The sequence below is a fragment of the Virgibacillus ndiopensis genome (assembly GCF_900187325.1).
Lineage (GTDB): Bacteria > Bacillota > Bacilli > Bacillales > Amphibacillaceae > Virgibacillus_E > Virgibacillus_E ndiopensis.
On the sequence record NZ_FZMZ01000006.1, the window covers coordinates 717891 to 738112 of the forward strand.

Consider the following 20222-nt stretch of genomic DNA (forward strand, 5'->3'; position numbering starts at 1 on the left):
TGATGAACATGGGATCAGTTGTAGTCGAAAAACTTACAAAGGACTTTTCAGATGTAACGGTTCTGCAAAATATAAATTTGGACATTAAAGAGGGCGAATTTTTCGCCCTTTTGGGTCCATCTGGTTGCGGGAAGACGACCACAATGCGGTGTATTGCTGGGTTTGAAAAGCCGACAAATGGCGTTATTAAAATAGGTGATAGGGTTATAAATGAGTTGACCCCAAACCAACGAAATTGCGGGATGGTTTTTCAAAGTTATGCATTATTTCCACACATGAATGTTTTCGATAACGTTGCCTATAGTCTGAATGTAAAAAGACTGAAGGAAAGTAATGTTTTGAAGAAGATTGGTACGTATACGAGAATGCTTAATAGCAGACTCGTCAAATACCCTAAGGACATTGAGGCGAAGGTTATGGATATTTTAGCATATGTTGAATTAACCGAGCACGCCAAAAAGTTGACAAGTGCACTTTCTGGTGGACAGCAACAAAGGGTGGCACTAGCAAGAGCATTAGTCATGGAGCCAGAAGTATTACTGATGGACGAGCCGTTATCTAATTTAGATCAAAAACTTAGACATACCATGCGAAATACAATCCGAAAGATACAACAGGATTTAAAAATTACAACCATCTTTGTTACGCATGATCAAGAAGAAGCAATGAGTATGGCGGACCGTGTAGCGGTAATGAATGAGGGAGAAATTCTGCAAATAGGCACACCAACAGATTTGTATAGCAATCCCAAGACACCGTTTATTGCTGATTTTGTAGGAACTTCCAATATCATTCCTGGGAAGATGCTTGATCTGGAAGATGGCCTATCGGTGATTCAAATTGGTAACCAAAAAGTAAAGTCAGTTGCGACCGCTGAAAAACAAGATGTCCAGGTTATTATTAGACCTGAAAATATAAATGTTTTAAAGGAAGACTTAAAGGAATATGATAATTCATTCGATGGAGAAATATTATATGCTACGTATTTAGGTTCAATCGTACGTTACGATATTAGGGTTGGGGAATATACGCTAACCGCAGATACAATCTATGAGTCAGGAAATAATATTTTAAAGTCTGGGACATCGGTGAAGTTGGGCGTATCACCTGAGAGGGTGCTGCTAATATGAATCGGTTGAAGAGGAATTTGACTAGTATTGGCATTGTTAAATTTCTAATCTATGCATTCTTTCTTCTCTTCTTGATTATTCCATTATTATCCGTGTTCTTGGTCAGTTTTACGAATGAACCTATCAATTTATTCGGATCACTGATTAGTCTTGAAACATTGCAGCATACGGTTAGTCAATTTATGAATTCTACTTTTGATAATTTTAAGTCAATTTTTTCTAACGGTACTTATTTAAACGCATTGTTGAATAGTCTGCGGCTATCATTCTTCGTATCTATTATCGTATTGATTGTTTGTGTTCCGATAGCTTACGGGATTGCTCGAACGAATATGCCATTTAAGAAAACAATTAGTGCTTTATGTACCATTCCTTTGATTGTGCCTACTTTTATATCAGCTTATGCCTTTATTATTATGTTCGGTAGAGCTGGATGGGTAACCTACCTTTACAATGCTATAGGTGGAGAAGGGTTTCTGATTGATCCATATTCATTTACAGGAATAGTTTTAGTACAAGTATTTTTCTTTTTCCCATACGCACTTTGGCCAATGGTCGCAGCGTTTAAAGTAAGTGATGTTTCCTTAGAGGAGGCATCGAGAAATATGGGTTCTAAAAGCTGGCTCACTTTTGTTACGGTGACATTCCCATTAGCCATTCCAGGGATGCTGTCTACCGCATTGGTTATTTTTGCTGTAAGCTTTTCCGATTTTGGAACACCGATTATTCTTGCTCCAACCGATCTAAACCTATTGGTTGTGGAAGCTTACCGCGAAATTGCCGGATTCTTTAATTGGGGTGGGGCGGCTATTTTAACAGTTATCATGATTGCGGTAGCAGGCTTTGTATTCTGGCTGCAAAACTACTTCTTTAAAGGGAAAGACTACGGTGCATTATCTGGAAAACCTAAACAGGTGAAGCTTAGTGACAATAAATTACTGTCTGGATCATTGTCCGTTTTTGCTGGTTTTGTTGTATTGGTGCCATTGCTTGCAATGCTGACGGTATTTATGCAGTCGATTGCAACGACATGGGGTGTAGATCCGTTACCTGCTGGATATACATTAAACCATTATAAAGATATTTTTACGAACTCGCTTGGTAATATCCAGAATAGTATTATCCTGGCACTTGGGGCATTGGTACTAAGCATTATCGTTGCCACGTTTGTATCTTATTTTGTTGTAAGGCGAAATTCAACTGGATTGGATTTTATGACAACAGTGCCACTCATTGTTCCGGGTATTGCATTCGGGATAGCATTGATACAAACATTTAATACGGTTCCATTACAACTGACAGGTACGGCAACGATTTTAATTATAGCTTATTCCATTAGAAGACTACCATATATGGTTAGGTCGACAGTTGGAACAATGAAGTCAATTAAAGGAGATATAGAAGAAGCGGCTGTGAACCTTGGAGCTTCAACGTTGACTGCAGCCGTTACGGTAATTGGACCACTAATGCTACCTGGAATTGCAGCAGGATCGATTTTAGTTTTTATCACGGTAATTAAAGAAACGAGTATTACTATTTTAATGGCTCCAGCGGAATGGGCACCTATGAGCCTAGCTATCTTTCAAAACATATTAAGAGCAGAATATTACTCAGCAGCAGCTATGTCGATTGTTTTAGTGGTTTTAGTATTGGTGCTGCAGGCAATTGCCAATCGGTTTTCGAGGAAGGAACTATAGGGGACAAGGGGCCAATCGGGACAAGGGGTCAGACCCCGCGTCCCGGGACGTGGGGTCTGACCCCTTGTCCCACCACTTTTGTTAGGGGCAGCGGGAATTAACAGAATTGATGAATTAAATACAATAGAAGTTGCTTTAGCAGCTTATAAGGCAAGTGAGAGTGGTAAAGCGGTGAAGCTTTAAAAGAATATAAACTCGAATTACAAGGGAGTATGTATGTAATGAAGATTACATTTTTAGGAACAGCAGCTGCACAAGGTATACCGATGCCGTATTGTGATTGTACAACATGCACTAACGCACGTAAGTTTCATGGTCAGAATATTCGAAAGAGATGTTCATACTTTGTTAATGATAATCTTTTAGTAGATATGGGGCCTGATCTTTTTGCTGCTTGTGCTATTCATGATGTCGATTTAATAAACATGAATTATACATTAATCACGCATAGTCACCTTGACCACATATTTGTACAAAACTTGGGGATGCGTGCAAAAGGAATGCATCAACAGACCAACCTGCCACAACTAAAACTAGTAGCACCTCCCTCTGTAATGACTTTATTAAACGCCTATGGATCTTCAGATAAAGATATGAAATTGCAAAGATATCCGGTTCTTCCTTTTGATTGCTTAAATTTTCCTGATTACCTTATAAAGTCAATTAAGGCAAAACATATTCCGAACGTTGGGGATGCTGTAAATTATTTTATTGATGATGGAAATAGAAAGGTATTATTTGCCTCCGATACTGCGATTTATGAAGATAGAGTGTGGCCGTATTTAGCGAATCACAAAATAGATTTGTTAATTATTGAATGTACCAAGGGCTTGAAGCAGGATAGCAGCAATGTACATTTAAATATAATAGATTTGCAATTTATGATTGAAAAAATGCTGACAATTCATGCTATAACGGAAAATACAATAATATACGCAACTCATTTTTCGCATCAGAACTGTCCTCCACATGAGGAATTGTCTGAAATTCTAAAAAAGATTGGTGTCAATTGTGCTTAAGATGGACTTGTTTTGAATATTTAATTGTCAGTGAAAAAATTGATGCTAATAGATAAAAAATTAGTCCAAAGGTTATTTGAAACATATGTTAAGAATTTACATTATATAGATACTTTTATACCTTGATTCCTTTATAGTAGGCGAAACTTGTCTATTGTAAAGGAATTTTTATTTGCATTATTTTAGATAGTTAACTTTAAAAAATGATAGAATAAATAAAACAATCAATTTTTTAATAGAGAGGTATAAACAATGACATATCCGATAATTGCAGAAGAATATAGGGGTGGAGTATTAGAAAATACACACCAAGGAATTATTTGTGTAATCAATGATAAAAAAGAAATAATGTATCAAAAAGGTAATCCTAATCAACATGTTTTTTATCGTTCTGCTATGAAACCGCTTCAAGCGATTCCTATATTTACAACTAAAGTAATAGAAAAATATAATCTTAATAGCCAGGAAGCAGCTTTATTCACTGCATCACAGCGCGGGGAAAACTATCATCAGGAAGCGCTGGAAAGTCTAATGAAAAAGTTACAATTAACCGAAGACCTGCTTATCTGTAATCATAGCTATCCACTTAATGAAGAACCTAAACAACAATACATTTGGGATCACAAACCACGGCGTAGGCTCTTGCATAATTGTTCAGGAAAGCACCTCGGATTTTTAGCGTATGCCAAAGAAAAAGGTTATGAGCTTAATGGATACGAGGAGATTGGACATCTTTTACAACAGGAAATTTTACGTTATGTAGCCGAACTATCTGAAACACCTACAGAGCAAATACATACTTCAGTCGATGGATGTGGCGTCCCAGTTCACGCCGTTCCTTTAAAAAATATGGCAATCTCATTTTTAAAATTTGTTGCGCCAGAACAAATTAAAGATGTGAAAATAGCTAGTGCGGTTAACGAAATAGGCAGGGTAATGAATGAACAACCAGAAATAGTCGCATCGCATAACTTTATCTGTACAGCACTGCTGGAAGATGCGAATATCATCGCAAAAGGAGGGGCGCAAGGGGTTTATTGCTTAGCCTTAAAGGAAGAAAAAATTAGTATTGCTTTAAAAGTTTTAAGTGGTTCTGAATTAGTGTGGCCAGTATTAGTTGCTGAAATTTTGAAAGAGCTAAATTACAGTAACACGGAAACGATTGATCGCTTATTACAAATTCGTTCAAAAGAAATAAAAAATGATAATGGGAAAATTATAGGTGAGACGAAAATTTTATTATAACAACAGGAGGAGGTTATATGATACTAGAAGTTATTGTTCAAAATGGACAGGAAGCAAAACAAGCTGAAGAACTTGGAGCAGATCGAATCGAATTAGTATCGGCTATTCAGGAAGGCGGATTAACCCCGAGCTTTGGGACGATTAAGCAGGTGCTTGAAAGTGTGTCTATTCCAGTTCAAGTTATGATTCGTCCGCATAGCTATCATTTTTGTTATACAGATAGTGAAATGCAAATTATTCGTGAAGATATCAAAAGGATATTAGAGCTTGGTGGGACGAGAATTGTATTTGGAGCATTGAATGATGACAACACTATAAATGAAACGATCCTTGAGGATATAATTAGAATATCTTCAACGTTAGATATTACTTTTCATAGGGCATTTGATGAAGTTCCATTACAAATAGAAGCTTACCAAATACTGGATCAATATAAACAGCATGTGAAACGCATTCTGACTTCAGGTGGAGAAAATACCTGTTTTAAGGGAAAAGAGAAGCTTCAAGAACTTGTTCAAATGTCAAAAAAGTTAAACGGTCCTCTCATAATGCCTGGTGCTGGATTAACCCCTTCTAATATCAAGGAGATTCATGATGAGGTAATGGCCGAAGAATATCATTTTGGTAAAGCGGTAAGAACGGATCAAACTTTTGTGAATGGGTTTAATAAAATGGAAGTTAGGTCCATTATTAATAGATTAAAAGGTAATGAAGGTACTATTTGAGTTCGTCTATTGATGTGTAAGAAAAGGAGGAATTTATTGATTTATAAAGAATGATATAATTAAACAGTTATTCTTAAACTAGAATAGACAGTTAGGGAGTGTCTGAAAATGAATTATCGCAAACTAGGAAATACAGATTTAGCTATTAGTGAGTTAAGCTTTGGTACGTGGGCAATAGGTGGTGCGTGGGGGAAACTGAACGATACAGAGGCATTAAATGCACTAGACCGTGCAATGGATGAAGGGGTAAATTTTTTTGATACGGCAGATGTTTACGGTGATGGTCATAGTGAAGAGCTGTTAGCTAAAGCGACAAAAGGAAAGGAATCTACTATACATATTGCAACTAAGTTCTGCCGTGCAGGGGACATACATGATCCAGAGAATTATTCATTGAAAAGAGTTCAGGAGTATTGTGAAAATAGTTTAAGACGGTTAAACCGGGAGCAGATTGATTTATATCAAATTCACTGTCCGCCATTTGAAGTTCTTAAAGATGGTAGTGTGTTCAATGTGCTAGATAATTTAAAATCTCAAGGAAAAATTAGATATTACGGTGTAAGTGTTGAAACGGTGGAGGAAGGTATGTATTGTCTTGAGAATTATGATGTGAGTTCGTTACAAGTGATTTTTAATATTTTTAGACAGAAGCCATTAAAAGAATTATTTTCGAAAGCACATGAACAGGGTGTTGGTATTCTCGCTCGTGTACCATTGGCAAGCGGTCTGTTAACAGGGAAATTTAAAAAAGACGCTACATTTGAAGCAGATGATCATCGTCATTTCAATCGAGATGGACAAGAGTTCAACGTTGGGGAAACGTTTGCCGGTCTTGAATTTAATAAAGGTGTGGAGCTAAGCGAGCAGCTTGATTGGATTGCAAGTGGTAGAGGTAATATGACTAGGGCTGCTTTAAGATGGATTTTAGAGCATAACGAAATTACCAGTGTTATTCCAGGATTTAGAAATGTGAAGCAAGTAGAAGATAACCTACAGGCATTGAATGTGGAGGGTTATTCACCTAAAGAAATGGAAAAGCTATCCGTATTTTATCGGAATGAGGTTCAACCATATATTAGGGGAGCTTATTAAACAAACAACTTATAAAACAAAAGGCAGGCTATCAAGAGCCTGTCTTTTTGTGTGCAAGAATTAATAGTAAATACACATTTTAAAAAATCATATATTGATTGTACGTACGAATTATATTATTATAATGTTAATGATGTTATCTTATACGTACAAGGTGATTTCCCTTAGAAAGGTGTGGAATTATTTATGTTAGAAGAGTTAAAACAAGCAGTTCTAGAAGCTAACCTGTCGTTACCCGAGCATAACCTAGTGACATTTACTTGGGGAAATGTAAGCGGTGTCAGTAGGGGAGATGGATTAATCGTTATTAAACCTAGTGGAGTCCCTTATAACCAATTAAAAAGGGATGATATGGTGGTAGTTGATTTTGACGGAAATATTATTGAAGGTGACTTAAATCCTTCATCAGACACTCCAACACATATCGTACTTTATAAAAATTTCCCGGAAATCGGCGGTGTTGTTCATACACATGCCCCGTGGTCAACAAGCTGGGCACAGGCCGGGAAAGATTTACCTGCATTAGGTACAACTCACGCTGATTATTTCTTTGGTTCAGTTCCTTGTACTCGACCAATGAGTAACAACGAAATTATGGGAAACTATGAGCTTGAAACTGGTAATGTAATTGTTGAGACATTCATAAATAATGATCCACAAGAAATACCTGGCGTACTTGTACATAGTCATGCTCCTTTTACATGGGGGAAAGACCCTGGAGAAGCGGTTCATAATGCAGTCGTTTTAGAAGAAGTTGCAAAAATGGCATTACAGTCTTATCAATTAAATCCAACTGTAACATCGATTAATCAGGCAATTTTAGATAAACATTACCTCAGAAAACATGGTGCTAAAGCGTATTACGGACAAAATAATGGGGGAGATGAATGATGAAAGAAAACTACACAATTGGAATAGATTATGGTACGGAATCTGGTCGGGCGGTACTTGTGTCACTTAAGGATGGAAAAGAGATTGCTGACCATGTAACTCCCTATCCACATGGGGTTATCGATAATGTATTACCTAATTCCTCCATTAAGCTTGGCCATGAATGGGCTTTGCAACATCCAGCAGATTATCTTGAAGTCTTAAAACAGTCAATTCCAGCTGTTATGAAGGAGTCTGGGGTTAATCCTAAAGAAGTTATTGGACTTGGAATTGATTTTACAGCATGTACAATGCTTCCCCTAAATAAAAAAGGAGATCCACTATGTTTTGATAATGCCTTACAAAATAACCCACATAGCTGGGTTAAGCTATGGAAACATCATGCGGCACAAGACGAAGCTAATCAATTAAATGAAATTGCAGAGCGAAGAGGTGAAGATTTTTTACCACGTTACGGAGGGAAAATTTCTTCCGAGTGGATGATCGCAAAAATATGGCAAATTTTAAACGAAGCACCAGAAATATATAATCAAACAGACCAGTTTGTTGAAGCTACTGACTGGGTTATCTCAGCAATTACGAAAAATTTACAGCGAAATAGTTGTACGGCAGGGTATAAAGCCATTTGGCACAAGCAAGATGGGTACCCAAATAGGGAGTTTTTTAAGGCACTTGATCCAAGAATGGAAGACCTGGCAGAAACAAAGCTACGTGGAGAAGTCGTTCCGTTGGGTACAAAGGCTGGAGAACTTACAAAGGAAATGGCGGAGTTAACAGGCTTACGAGAAGGAACTGCCGTAGCCGTTGGAAATGTTGATGCACATGCAGCGGTTCCTGCGGTAGGCGTAGTTACACCTGGGAAACTTGTTATGGCGATGGGAACGTCTATCTGTCACATGCTTTTAGGGTCTGAAGAGAAACAAGTTGAGGGTATGTGTGGAGTTGTAGAAGATGGAATTATTCCTGGCTATTTTGGATATGAAGCCGGTCAATCGGCTGTGGGGGATATTTTTGCATGGTATGTAAATCAAGGGGTACCGGCTTATGTACACGATACAGCTGAAAAAGAGGGATTGAATGTTCATCAATGGCTAGAGCGTGAAGCATCAAAATACAAACCAGGGGAAACTGGATTATTGGCGCTAGATTGGTGGAATGGAAATCGGTCCGTACTTGTTGATACAGAGCTAAGTGGAGTCTTACTCGGGGCAACATTACAAACCAAACCAGAAGAAATTTATCGTACTTTACTTGAATCAACAGCATTTGGTACAAGAAAGATTGTTGATGCATTTCATGAAAACGGTGTTCCAGTTGATGAACTTTATGCATGTGGTGGTCTTCCTCAAAAGAATAAGCTGTTAATGCAAATCTATGCTGATGTGACTAATCGCACAATTAAGATTGCTGATTCCAAACAGACACCGGCTTTAGGTGCTGCGATGTTTGGTGCGGTTGCGGCGGGATCACAAAACGGAGGATACGATACGATTTTGGATGCGGCAGAAAATATGGCGCGTATTAAAGATGAAATCATTACGCCAATTCCAGAAAACGTATCAATATATGAAAAACTCTATCAGGAATATTCCGAGCTTCATGATTATTTTGGTAGGGGTGAAAACGATGTAATGAAGCGATTGAAATCATTAAGATAATAGAAAAGTATAGGGGATGAGCATCATGTTAAAAAAGAATACGTATGAATTTTGGTTTGTTACAGGTAGTCAACATCTTTATGGAAATGAAGCATTATCTGAAGTAGAAAATCATTCAATGGAAATAGTTGAAGGTTTGAACAAAGAGGGGAATCTACCTTTTAAAATAGTATATAAATCTGTTTTAACTACTTCTGAAGAGATTAGACGTACAAGTTTAAATGCTAATTCAAATGAAAACTGTGCAGGGCTAATTACGTGGATGCATACATTTTCCCCAGCGAAAATGTGGATATCAGGTCTTACAAAGCTTCAGAAACCATTGCTACATTTACATACACAATTTAACCGAGATATTCCTTGGGATAAGATTGATATGGATTTTATGAATCTAAATCAGTCAGCACACGGAGACCGGGAATATGGGTTTATTGGAACCCGTTTAAATATAGCTAGAAAAGTAGTTGTTGGACATTGGCAGGATGTGAACGTGTCAAATAAGATTAAGGATTGGATGAAAACAGCGGTTGGTTTTACGGAAGGTGATAATATTCGCGTTGCTCGTTTTGGCGATAACATGAGAAATGTAGCTGTAACAGACGGGGATAAAGTTGAAGCTCAAATTAAATTTGGCTGGACTGTCGATTATTATGGTATCGGTGATTTAGTTGAACGGATGAACCAGATATCTGATAGTCAAGTAGAAGAGCTGTTTAACGAATACGAAAGACTGTATGCAATTGATCCTGCTGGTAAAGAAAATGGGCCAATAAAGAACACCATCCTTGAACAGGCCAGAATCGAATTAGGGTTAAAAGCGTTTTTAGATGAAGGAAATTACACAGCATTTACAACTAATTTTGAAGATCTACATGGAATGAAGCAGCTTCCAGGACTAGCAGCGCAACGCTTGATGGCACAAGGGTATGGGTTTGCAGGTGAAGGGGATTGGCGAACGGCTGCACTTCTTAGACTAATGAAAGTTATTTCAAATAACGTTGGAACATCGTTTATGGAAGATTATACGTATCACTTAGAGCCTGGAAACGAAATGATTCTCGGATCACACATGTTAGAAATATGTCCAACTGTAGCTGCCACAAAACCTAAGATTGTTGTAAATCCACTTTCTATTGGAGGAAAGGGAGATCCGGCCCGACTGGTGTTTGATGGTCGAGGTGGCGATGCGATCAATGTTTCACTAATTGAATTAGGTGGCAGATTCCGCTTTGTAATTAATGAAGTGAAAGCAGAACAACCAACGATAGAGACACCAAACTTGCCAGTTGCAAAAGTATTGTGGAAGCCTGAACCTTCTCTAAGTGAAGCAACAGAATCATGGATTTATGCAGGAGGAGCGCATCATACAGTATTTTCGTTCACGGTTACCACTGATCAGCTTTATGATTTTGCTGATATGGTTGGGGTTGAATGTATTGTCATTGACAAAGATACAAATCCTCGTCAATTGAGGAATGAAATGAAATATAGTGATGGATATTGGAGATAAATAATGTATGAATTATGGCAGGGCTAGAATTTATAGCTCTGTTATTTTGTTCGATAAAATCGTATGGAGTATGATACTATTAACTTATACGAATGAGTTAATAATAGGATGTGCAAATTCATGCTGGTTGAGGTGTTTTAATGGAAACAAAATATAATATGGTCAAAAAAGCAATAAAATCTAAAATTATTGATGGTACATTTACTCCACATCAGAAAATAAGTTCAGAAAGCGAGTTAATGAAACAATTTGATGTTAGCCGCCATACGGTACGATTAGCTATTGGTGATTTAGTGACTACAGGGTGGTTATATCGTGAACAAGGATCTGGTACTTTCTGTGCTGATAGAAGTGCACTGGATTCAAAGCAAAATGTGCGTAACCAGAAAAATATTGCGATTATTACGACCTATATTTCGGATTATATATTTCCTTCAATTATTAGAGGAGCTGAATCGCGTCTTAGTGAGGAAGGATATCAAGTAAGTATATTTAGTACGAACAATGATCATGAAAATGAAAAACGGATTTTAGAGAAAATCCTAAGTCAACAATTTGATGGGATCATTATTGAACCAACAAAAAGTGCATACTCCAATCCTAATATCGGTTATTACTTAAATCTTGAACGCCAATCAATCCCTTATATTATGATTAACGCGTATTACGATGAACTGGAACCAATTAGTGTTGTAATAGATGAGGAAAAAGGAGGATTCATGCAGGCAGAGCATTTGATAAAACTTGGTCACAAAGAAATAATTGGATGTTTTAAAACGGATGATATGCAAGGAACCAAGAGAATGAAGGGATTCCTAAAGGCCCATCGACATTATAAAATACCGTTAAATCCAAAAAATATTATTACGTATAACACATTAGAAAAATGGTCAAAGCCTATTCAAGAACTTGAGAAACTACTTACTTCCAACTCAGATAAGCCAACCGGTTTAGTATGCTATAACGACGAGCTCGCTATAAAGCTACTTGACGTACTACGTTTAAATAAAATTAGAGTTCCCGAGGATTTATCGCTCATTGGGTATGATGATTCAACATTATCAGAGGTATCGGAAGTCAAGTTAACATCTATCGTTCACCCTAAAAGTCAAATGGGAAGAGATGCAGCAAATACAATTATAGATTTAGTTAACATGAAAACCAGTACTAAAAATAATGATAAATCTAACATACAATCGATCGTATATCCACCAGAAATAATAAATAGAAGTTCTACCAAAGATGTAAATCCAGAGACAATTACTTCTTAGTAACAATTAAGCTATTTCATTTTAAGATGAGATAGCTTTTATTTTTTTGAATAAAAATTCTTAAAATTCGTATTGCAAAATAAGTTTTAATAAATTATAATAAATGTACGTACAAGATACATCTTTTTTTGAGTGGTGATGTACGAACGTTTATTTGTTTGTTGGAGATAGCAGATTCTAATAAAAGGTACCTTATTATTTTAAGTAATATGTAAGCGCTATCTAATTAGTATCACGCTTAATCTAATTAAATGAACTATCCTATTATTAAATAGGGAGAAAAGAAGGGGGAAAATACATGAAGAAATTTAGTATGCTTGTATCATTAATTGTTCTTGTTGTTGTGTTAGCTGCATGTGGTGATAAGGCAAGTGGTAGCGGGGATGATGAAAAGTTTGTTGGAATTGCAATGCCGACTAAATCATCAGAACGTTGGGTTAAAGATGGAGAGAATATGGCAGAGGAATTTGAAAAGCTAGGTTATAAAACGGATTTACAATATGCACAGGATGTAGTTGAAAATCAAATTTCACAGATAGAGAACATGATTACAAAAGGTGTTGACTTACTTGTAATCGCTTCAATTGATGGTGAGGCGTTATCTGATGTATTACAACAAGCAAAGAGTCAGGAAATACCAGTAATTGCTTATGACCGTCTAATTATGAATAGTGACCATGTAAGTTACTATGCAACGTTTGATAATTTCCAAGTGGGCGTACAACAGGGTAAATACATAGAAGAGAGTCTTGGATTAGCTGAAGGAAATGGTCCATTTAATATTGAGTTGTTTGCTGGTTCACCTGATGATAACAATGCTTACTTCTTCTGGGATGGGGCGATGTCAATATTACAGCCATACATTGATGAAGGAAAATTAGTAGTTAAAAGTGAACAAACAACTTTTGAACAAGGTGCAACTTTGAGGTGGAGTGGCGCAGAGGCACAAAAGCGTATGGATAATCTCTTAAGTGCTCATTACACCGGAGATAAAATAGATGCAGTACTTTCTCCTTATGATGGTATTAGTATCGGAGTTATTTCTTCATTGAAAGCTGTTGGATACGGAAATGATGGTAATCCAATGCCAATTATTACTGGTCAAGATGCAGAGCTAGCATCTATCAAATCTATTATTGCTGGTGAACAAACGCAAACTGTCTTCAAAGATACAAGAGAATTAGCTAAAAAAGCTGTGGAGATGGGCGATGCGGTTCTTAATGATAAAGAACCTGAAGTTAATGATACGAAAACATATGATAATGGTGTAAAAGTTGTTCCTTCATACTTATTGGAACCAGTATCCGTTGATATCGACAATTATAAAGAAGCGTTAATTGACACCGGATACTATTCAGAAGACGACTTAAAGTAAAAATTCACAATAAATAAAAGATGATTTAGTGAATGTGCTTTTTCGCTAAATCATCTTACTTATTTTCACTTCAAGGGTGTGATAATCGTGTCTCAAACTATATTGGAAATGAATAGTATTACAAAGACATTTCCTGGTGTAAAAGCGTTAGATGATGTTAACTTACATGTACAACAAGGAGAGATTCACGCTTTAATAGGTGAAAACGGTGCTGGTAAGTCAACATTAATGAAAGTATTAAGTGGTGTACATCCATTTGGAAGCTATTCCGGGGATATTGTTTTGAACGGGGAGATCAGTAAATTTAAAACTATTAATCAAAGCGAAGCATTAGGAATTGTTATTATTCATCAAGAACTTGCGCTGATCCCAGAACTATCGATTGCGGAAAATATCTTTTTGGGTAATGAGCGGGCTAAAAAAGGGATTGTGAATTGGAATGAAACGATTACGAAAACAGATAAACTTCTAAAAAAGGTTGGTTTGAATTTATCCCCGCAAGAAAAAATTATAGACATTGGAGTAGGTCAACAACAGCTGGTGGAAATTGCTAAGGCATTATCAAAGAATGTGAAGCTTCTTATTTTGGATGAGCCTACTTCTGCTCTTAATGAAGAGGATAGTGAGAACCTACTGAATTTATTACTTGATCTTAAAAAGCAGGGAATTACTTCTATATTAATTTCTCACAAGCTAAAAGAATTAATAAAAGTATCGGACAGTATTACGATTTTACGTGATGGAAAAACAATTGAAACGTTAGTAAATACGAACAAGGATATAAGTGAAGATCGAATTATAAAGGGAATGGTCGGAAGGGATTTAACTAACCTATTTCCTGAAAGACAACACAATATAGGAGAAGTTGTTTTTGAAGTGAAGGATTGGTCTGCATATCATCCAGTAACAGTAGAAAGGAAAATACTAAATAACGTTACTATTAATGCTAGAAAAGGTGAAATAGTTGGTATTGCTGGATTAATGGGAGCAGGCAGAACGGAACTAGCAATGAGTATATTTGGTAAATCATATGGTAAGAAAATTACTGGAAAAGTATATAAGAATGGAAAAGAAATAGATGTTAGAAATGTAAATAAAGCAATTGCTAACGGGATAGCGTATCTATCTGAAAATCGAAAAGAATTTGGGTTAATTTTAATCGATAGTGTTAAAAACAATATCACTCTAGCAGACTTAAATAAGGTTTCAAAAAACAATATTATCAATCCTTATGAAGAAACTAAAGCAGCAGAGTCGTTAAAATCACGAATAAATATTAAGGCTCCAAGTATCAATCAAGAAACGGTTAATCTTAGTGGTGGGAATCAGCAAAAAGTTGTTTTAGGCAAATGGATTTATACCGATCCCGAGATATTAATACTAGATGAGCCTACACGTGGTATTGACGTTGGAGCAAAATTTGAGATTTACAAAATTATTAATGAGTTAGTTGACAATGGAAAGTCTATCATAATGATTTCTTCTGAACTACCAGAGCTCTTAGGAATGTGTGATCGAATCTATGCATTATCAGAAGGTGAAATTACTGGAGAGATAAATAGAGAAGAAGCAAATCAAGAAATTCTGATGAAATATATGACAAAAGGTTGGGGGTCCTAACAAATGGATGCAATAAAACATCTACTAAGTGAAAATATCAGAAGGTTCGGTATGATTATTGCTTTAGTAGGGATTGTAATTCTATTCCAACTATTGACTGGGGGAATTTTATTACAGCCTTTAAACATTACGAATATTATTATGCAAAATAGCTACATAATCGTTTTAGCGATTGGGATGATGTTAATCATTATAACGGGGGAAATCGATTTGTCAGTCGGGTCCGTAGCAGCATTTGTTGGTGCTATTGCAGGGGTCCTGATGGTACAATCTGAATTATCCGTGTTTGCAAGTATCCTTATATGTTTATTGATCGGCGCGGTAATTGGGGCGTGGCAAGGATTCTGGGTTGCTTATGTTAATATACCTTCATTCATTGTTACCCTTGCCGGTATGTTATTATTTAGGGGATTAACATTGGTTGTTTTAGATGGGCAAACTATTGCACCATTTCCAGATGGATTTCGTAAAATGAGTTCTGATTTCTTACCAGATATACTAGGGGGAGGTCAGTTACAGCTATTTACTTTATTAGTTGGTGTAATCGTATCAGTTTTGTATATTATTCATGAAATAAGGTATCGTAGAAATGAATTAAAGTACAATTTTAAAGTTGCTAAGGTGCCATTATTTATTACTAAACTTATCGTATTAGTAGCAGTGATAAATATTTTTACATATGTTTTAGCTCTTTACGAAGGAATTCCATATGTGTTAATTATTTTGGCTTTATTAATTATTGGTTATACGTATGTGATGAACAATACAGTGCAAGGTAGACATATTTATGCCGTTGGTGGCAATGTTAATGCAGCACAGTTATCTGGTATAAAAACTAAAAAGGTAAAGTTTTTAGTTTTTGTAAATATGGGTATTCTATCAGCCCTCTGTGGACTTATCTTTGCTGGACGACTTAATGCAGCTACCCCTCAGGCAGGTAATTTATTTGAATTAGATGCAATTGCTGCAGCAGTTATTGGTGGTGCTTCTTTTACCGGTGGTGTCGGAACAGTCTTCGGTGCAGTCATTGGTGCGTTAGTAATGGGTGTTCTTAACAATGGTATGTCATTAATGGGGATCGGTATTGATTGGCAACAAGCAATTAAAGGTCTTGTGTTGTTAAGTGCTGTTGCGTTTGATGTGTTGAATAAGAATAAATGAGAAATGAGTTTGAAGGGAGAGCTGAACCACATGATGTTGGTTCAGCTTTCTTTTTTATGCATTCGTTTTTACACAATGCAGTTGTTTCCCACATTATATCCCCTAAATTATGGCAATACGATCCAAATACTATTGATTACGAGCCAATTATTAAAAATACGATCCAAATTTGGCAAAATACGAGCGGAAACCAATCAAATACGATCCCCACGAAATAGTAGATGTGAAAGGCAAATTTTCGTGATCGACATGCAAGTAGATCATACATCTTTTCAGAATCCGCAAGCCGCTTAAATAAAATATTTAAAAAAAGTATTGAAATTTCCCACAAGTTTTAATAAAATATATGTGTAAACGATTACAGGAATTTTTATGCGTGCATGTGTAAACGATTACAGAGTCGGTGATGAAATATAGACGCACGTTCCATAGTAGAGAAAATTACAAAACTCCTCTTTATTAAAAAGAGACATATTATATTTTCTTGTAGGAGTTTAGTTTGTTTTAATAAGTAAATTACAGCAAAGGGTGTAGATGAAGTGGGAATATTAGTTATTGGAAGTTTTATGATGGATTTAGTTGTACAAACTCCACGAGCTCCTGAAAATGGTGAAACTATTATTGGAACACATTTTTCAAGATTCCCAGGTGGAAAAGGGGCAAATCAGGCTGTATCGGCTTCTAGGCTTGGTGGAGAAGTGATGATGGCTGGGAAAGTAGGGAGTGATGATTTCGGTAATGAAATGATTGAGACGCTAAATGAGGAACAGATCGACACAAAATCTATTTTAAAAGATGAAAAAAAACCAACAGGTATTGGGATGGTCACGGTTGAAGAAGGTGGTAATAATCGTATTATTGTTGTTCCGGGAGCAAATATGGCATATGAGAATGACGATTTGAAGACAATTGAATCACATATAAAAGAGGCGGATATTGTGGTCGTTCAATTAGAAATGGATGTACATATGATTGAGCAGGCAGTAACAATCGCGTCTGCTAATCATGTGCCGGTAATATTGAATCCAGCGCCAGCTCAGGAACTTAATGATAGTTTGTTAAGTAAAGTTACGTACCTTACACCGAATTCAACAGAGGCTGAAATACTAACTGGTATAAAAATTAATAGTACAGAAGATGCAGAAAGTGCTGCGAAAATCCTTCTAAGTAAAGGAATTGAAAATGTCATCTTAACGCTTGCTGAAGAAGGAGCTTTAATTGTTAATAACGCAGGAACAAATCATATTGCAGGTTTCCAAGTGACTTCCGTTGATTCGGTGGCTGCTGGAGATGCTTTTAATGGTGCATTAGCTGTAGGAATTACCCAGGGGAAACCATTACAAGAAGTTGTTCGATTTGCCAATGCTGTTGGTGCTTTAACAGTGACGAAAGAAGGGGCTATTCCATCCCTTCCTCATTTACAGGAAGTTAATGATTTTCTGCAAAAGAGTGAAGCATGATCGACGTGGCATGAAAGGAGAGGATGCACTTTAAATGATAGCGCTTACTAGTAGAGTTGAATTATTTTTATAACTTACATGGGGGTAAAAAAATGAAATTGTGGAAGAAATTAATGACGATTGGTTTTGTTTTAACACTTATTGTTATGGCTGGATGTTCTTCAGATTCTGAAGGTGAATCTGGTGATGTTGTTACACTTACTTTTTCGGATTTTCATTCAGAGGGTGACCAAGAGTTTTTCGAAGGTTTAGTCGATGAGTACAACAAGATGCAAGACGAGGTAAAAATTGAATATACAACTACAGGTAACTTAACAGATTACTCTAATACGAAATTACCTGTTGCTTTTGCGAATAATGAAGGTCCAGATATTTTTATGACTAGTCCAGGAGACTTTCAAAAGTATGCAGATGCAGGGGTATTGGCTGATCTTTCACCTTATTTTAAAGAAGGTGTAAAAGAAGATTTTCTACCATCAGCATTAGAAGCAGTAACGGTTGATGATAAGATTCTTGCTCTTCCATTTGAATTGGAGCTGCTTGGTTTGTATTACAACAAAACAATGTTAGAGGAAGCAAATCTTGAAGTTCCTAAGACTTGGGATGAGTTATTAGCGGCGGCTAAAAAGCTTACGACAGATGACGTTGCGGGGATTGCGCTTCCAACTGATAAAGGAGCTTATCTTAACTTCGTTTGGTATCCGTTCCTATGGCAAAATGGCGGAAGTGTATTGAACGAGGATGGTACAAAGTCTACATTTAACACACCGGAAGTAGCAGAAGCGTTGGATATTTGGGGGTCATTTTTCCAAGAGGGAGCAGCTCCTTCAAAATTACAAATAGACCCTACTGATATTGGTAATTTGGGTGGTGGCACTGCAGCCATGCAAATTGTAGGTACTTGGGCAATTCCTATGCTTGAAAGTGAATATGCTGATGGTGATGAATTTGGTCTAGCACCAATTCCAATACCTGAAGGCGGAAAGCATGCTACGGCTGCAGGTGGTTGGAAATTTGCAGTAAACGCTAAAAGTGAGCATGTAAAAGAAGCAGCTGACTTTATTATGTGGGCAGTAGGTGACGATAAAGAACGACCATTAGAATATGTAACGGAAACTAAGTTTGCCTATGCTCCACGTCAATCTGTTGTAGAAGAAGGCAAGGAATTCTACGATAAAGGACTTCGTAAAGTCTTTACAGAAGAAATCTATGATTCTGCCATTCCAGAGCCTAAGTTTGGTGCGGAAGTAGTAGATGCAGTAGGAGAAGCATTGCAAAATGTAATGTTTGGAGGCATGAGTGGTAAAGAAGCGGCTAAAATAGCAGACGAAAAGATTCAATCTATACTTGATAGTAAGAAATAAACAGGTAAAAGCTTAGAGGATGTCCTAGTATAGGTTATACACCTATGGGACATCCTTCCTAAACTATTAAATACCTCGAAAGCGACGAGGAGGAATGGTTAATGAAACGCATGAAAAAAAATAGAAGAAAACGGAACGAGGTATTAACTGCATACGGATTTTTACTACCAAACTTAGTAGGATTAACAGTATTTGTGTTTTTTCCGATGATTTATGCGTTCTATGTAAGTTTGCATGATTGGAATGCGTTAAGCCCTAAGGTGTTCATTGGTTTTGACAACTATGTAGAGATGGCTTCCGATAAGAGATGGTGGGCATCAGTAGGCAGAACGTTTCTTTTTACATTAATTTATGTTCCTGCACTATATTGCTTATCATTATTTTTTGCGGTTATTTTAAACAATTTAAAACAAAAATACCAAAGCATTGCACGTACAATGTTTTTGCTCCCTTTTGCGATAACATCGGTAATTTCGGCTGTTATTTGGATGTTTTTGTATGATCCTAGAAATGGTGTTCTTAATCAGCTTCTAAGTTCATTAGGATTTGATAAATTAGAATTTCTAGGTTCTACTAATCAAGCATTGGTATCTATTGTTGTGGTAATTCTTTGGATTAATATAGGGTACAACATGATTATATTTATGGCTTCTATTAAGGAAATTCCAAAAGACTATTATGAAGCTGCAAAGATTGATGGGGCATCAGCATGGAGGGCGTTTAGATCGATCACTTTTCCTTTACTGAGAGGGACAAGCACATTTATTTTGATTGTAACAATGATTGCTTCTTTCACAGTATTTGACCAAATAATGGTAATGACAAGTGGTGGTCCTGCAAGTTCTACCGAAGTAAGTGTACTTTATATTTATAAACAAGCATTTGAATTTTTAAATATGGGATATGCTTCTGCATTAGCAGTTATATTATTCCTTATAATTTTTATACTATCTCTTGCTCAGTTGAGATTGTATACCAAAAAGGGATAGGAGGTCTAAGAGACA

17 protein-coding genes are annotated in these 20222 nt (G+C 36.5%); all 17 read left to right on the plus strand.

What is annotated here, in order from left to right; translation table 11 throughout:
• Positions 1 to 8: 8 nt before the first annotated feature.
• The 17 genes from CS937_RS16025 to CS937_RS16105 all read left to right on the plus strand — a co-directional run bounded on the left by CS937_RS16025 (position 9) and on the right by CS937_RS16105 (position 20207).
• A complete protein-coding gene (locus CS937_RS16025) occupies positions 9 to 1130 on the plus strand; it encodes an ABC transporter ATP-binding protein (protein WP_099159478.1) in 1122 nt (373 codons plus the stop codon).
• Positions 1127 to 2827, plus strand: a complete 1701-nt coding sequence (locus CS937_RS16030; RefSeq protein WP_099159479.1) for an ABC transporter permease — start codon at positions 1127 to 1129, stop codon at positions 2825 to 2827. Before CS937_RS16025 ends, CS937_RS16030 begins: the two co-directional genes overlap by 4 nt.
• A gap of 221 nt (positions 2828 to 3048) precedes the next feature.
• Complete coding sequence (locus CS937_RS16035; protein WP_176555862.1) at positions 3049 to 3846, plus strand: MBL fold metallo-hydrolase; 798 nt, start codon at positions 3049 to 3051, stop codon at positions 3844 to 3846.
• Between the two features lie 252 nt (positions 3847 to 4098).
• Positions 4099 to 5091, plus strand: coding sequence for an asparaginase (locus tag CS937_RS16040; RefSeq protein WP_099159481.1), 993 nt, complete (start codon positions 4099 to 4101; stop codon positions 5089 to 5091).
• Between the two features lie 17 nt (positions 5092 to 5108).
• Positions 5109 to 5816: a copper homeostasis protein CutC gene (locus tag CS937_RS16045; RefSeq protein ID WP_099159482.1), complete on the plus strand. Its 708-nt coding sequence runs from the start codon at positions 5109 to 5111 to the stop codon at positions 5814 to 5816.
• A gap of 108 nt (positions 5817 to 5924) precedes the next feature.
• Complete coding sequence (locus CS937_RS16050) at positions 5925 to 6908, plus strand: aldo/keto reductase (protein ID WP_099159483.1); 984 nt, start codon at positions 5925 to 5927, stop codon at positions 6906 to 6908.
• Between the two features lie 186 nt (positions 6909 to 7094).
• Positions 7095 to 7799, plus strand: a complete 705-nt coding sequence (gene araD, locus CS937_RS16055; protein ID WP_099159484.1) for an L-ribulose-5-phosphate 4-epimerase — start codon at positions 7095 to 7097, stop codon at positions 7797 to 7799.
• Positions 7799 to 9457, plus strand: coding sequence for a ribulokinase (locus CS937_RS16060; protein ID WP_099160089.1), 1659 nt, complete (start codon positions 7799 to 7801; stop codon positions 9455 to 9457). The genes araD and CS937_RS16060 overlap by 1 nt, the downstream gene beginning before the upstream one ends.
• A 25-nt stretch (positions 9458 to 9482) precedes the next feature.
• Positions 9483 to 10967 carry an L-arabinose isomerase gene (araA, locus tag CS937_RS16065; protein WP_099159485.1) on the plus strand — a complete coding sequence of 495 codons (1485 nt, stop codon included), beginning with the start codon at positions 9483 to 9485 and terminating at the stop codon, positions 10965 to 10967.
• A gap of 140 nt (positions 10968 to 11107) precedes the next feature.
• Complete coding sequence (locus CS937_RS16070; protein WP_099159486.1) at positions 11108 to 12238, plus strand: GntR family transcriptional regulator; 1131 nt, start codon at positions 11108 to 11110, stop codon at positions 12236 to 12238.
• A gap of 298 nt (positions 12239 to 12536) precedes the next feature.
• Complete coding sequence (chvE, locus tag CS937_RS16075; RefSeq protein WP_099159487.1) at positions 12537 to 13613, plus strand: multiple monosaccharide ABC transporter substrate-binding protein; 1077 nt, start codon at positions 12537 to 12539, stop codon at positions 13611 to 13613.
• A gap of 87 nt (positions 13614 to 13700) precedes the next feature.
• Entirely contained in the window at positions 13701 to 15233 is a 1533-nt protein-coding gene (mmsA, locus tag CS937_RS16080) for a multiple monosaccharide ABC transporter ATP-binding protein (protein WP_099159488.1), read from the plus strand.
• Between the two features lie 3 nt (positions 15234 to 15236).
• Positions 15237 to 16394 carry a multiple monosaccharide ABC transporter permease gene (gene mmsB, locus CS937_RS16085; protein ID WP_099159489.1) on the plus strand — a complete coding sequence of 386 codons (1158 nt, stop codon included), beginning with the start codon at positions 15237 to 15239 and terminating at the stop codon, positions 16392 to 16394.
• Positions 16391 to 16612, plus strand: coding sequence for a hypothetical protein (locus CS937_RS16090; RefSeq protein WP_099159490.1), 222 nt, complete (start codon positions 16391 to 16393; stop codon positions 16610 to 16612). The genes mmsB and CS937_RS16090 overlap by 4 nt, the downstream gene beginning before the upstream one ends.
• A 321-nt stretch (positions 16613 to 16933) precedes the next feature.
• Positions 16934 to 17854 (plus strand): ribokinase, encoded by a 921-nt coding sequence (gene rbsK, locus CS937_RS16095; RefSeq protein WP_099159491.1) that lies wholly within the window; start codon positions 16934 to 16936, stop codon positions 17852 to 17854.
• 92 nt (positions 17855 to 17946) lie between these two features.
• Positions 17947 to 19218, plus strand: a complete 1272-nt coding sequence (locus tag CS937_RS16100) for an ABC transporter substrate-binding protein (protein ID WP_099159492.1) — start codon at positions 17947 to 17949, stop codon at positions 19216 to 19218.
• Between the two features lie 101 nt (positions 19219 to 19319).
• Positions 19320 to 20207, plus strand: a complete 888-nt coding sequence (locus CS937_RS16105) for a carbohydrate ABC transporter permease (RefSeq protein WP_218012844.1) — start codon at positions 19320 to 19322, stop codon at positions 20205 to 20207.
• The last annotated feature ends 15 nt before the right edge of the window (positions 20208 to 20222 follow it).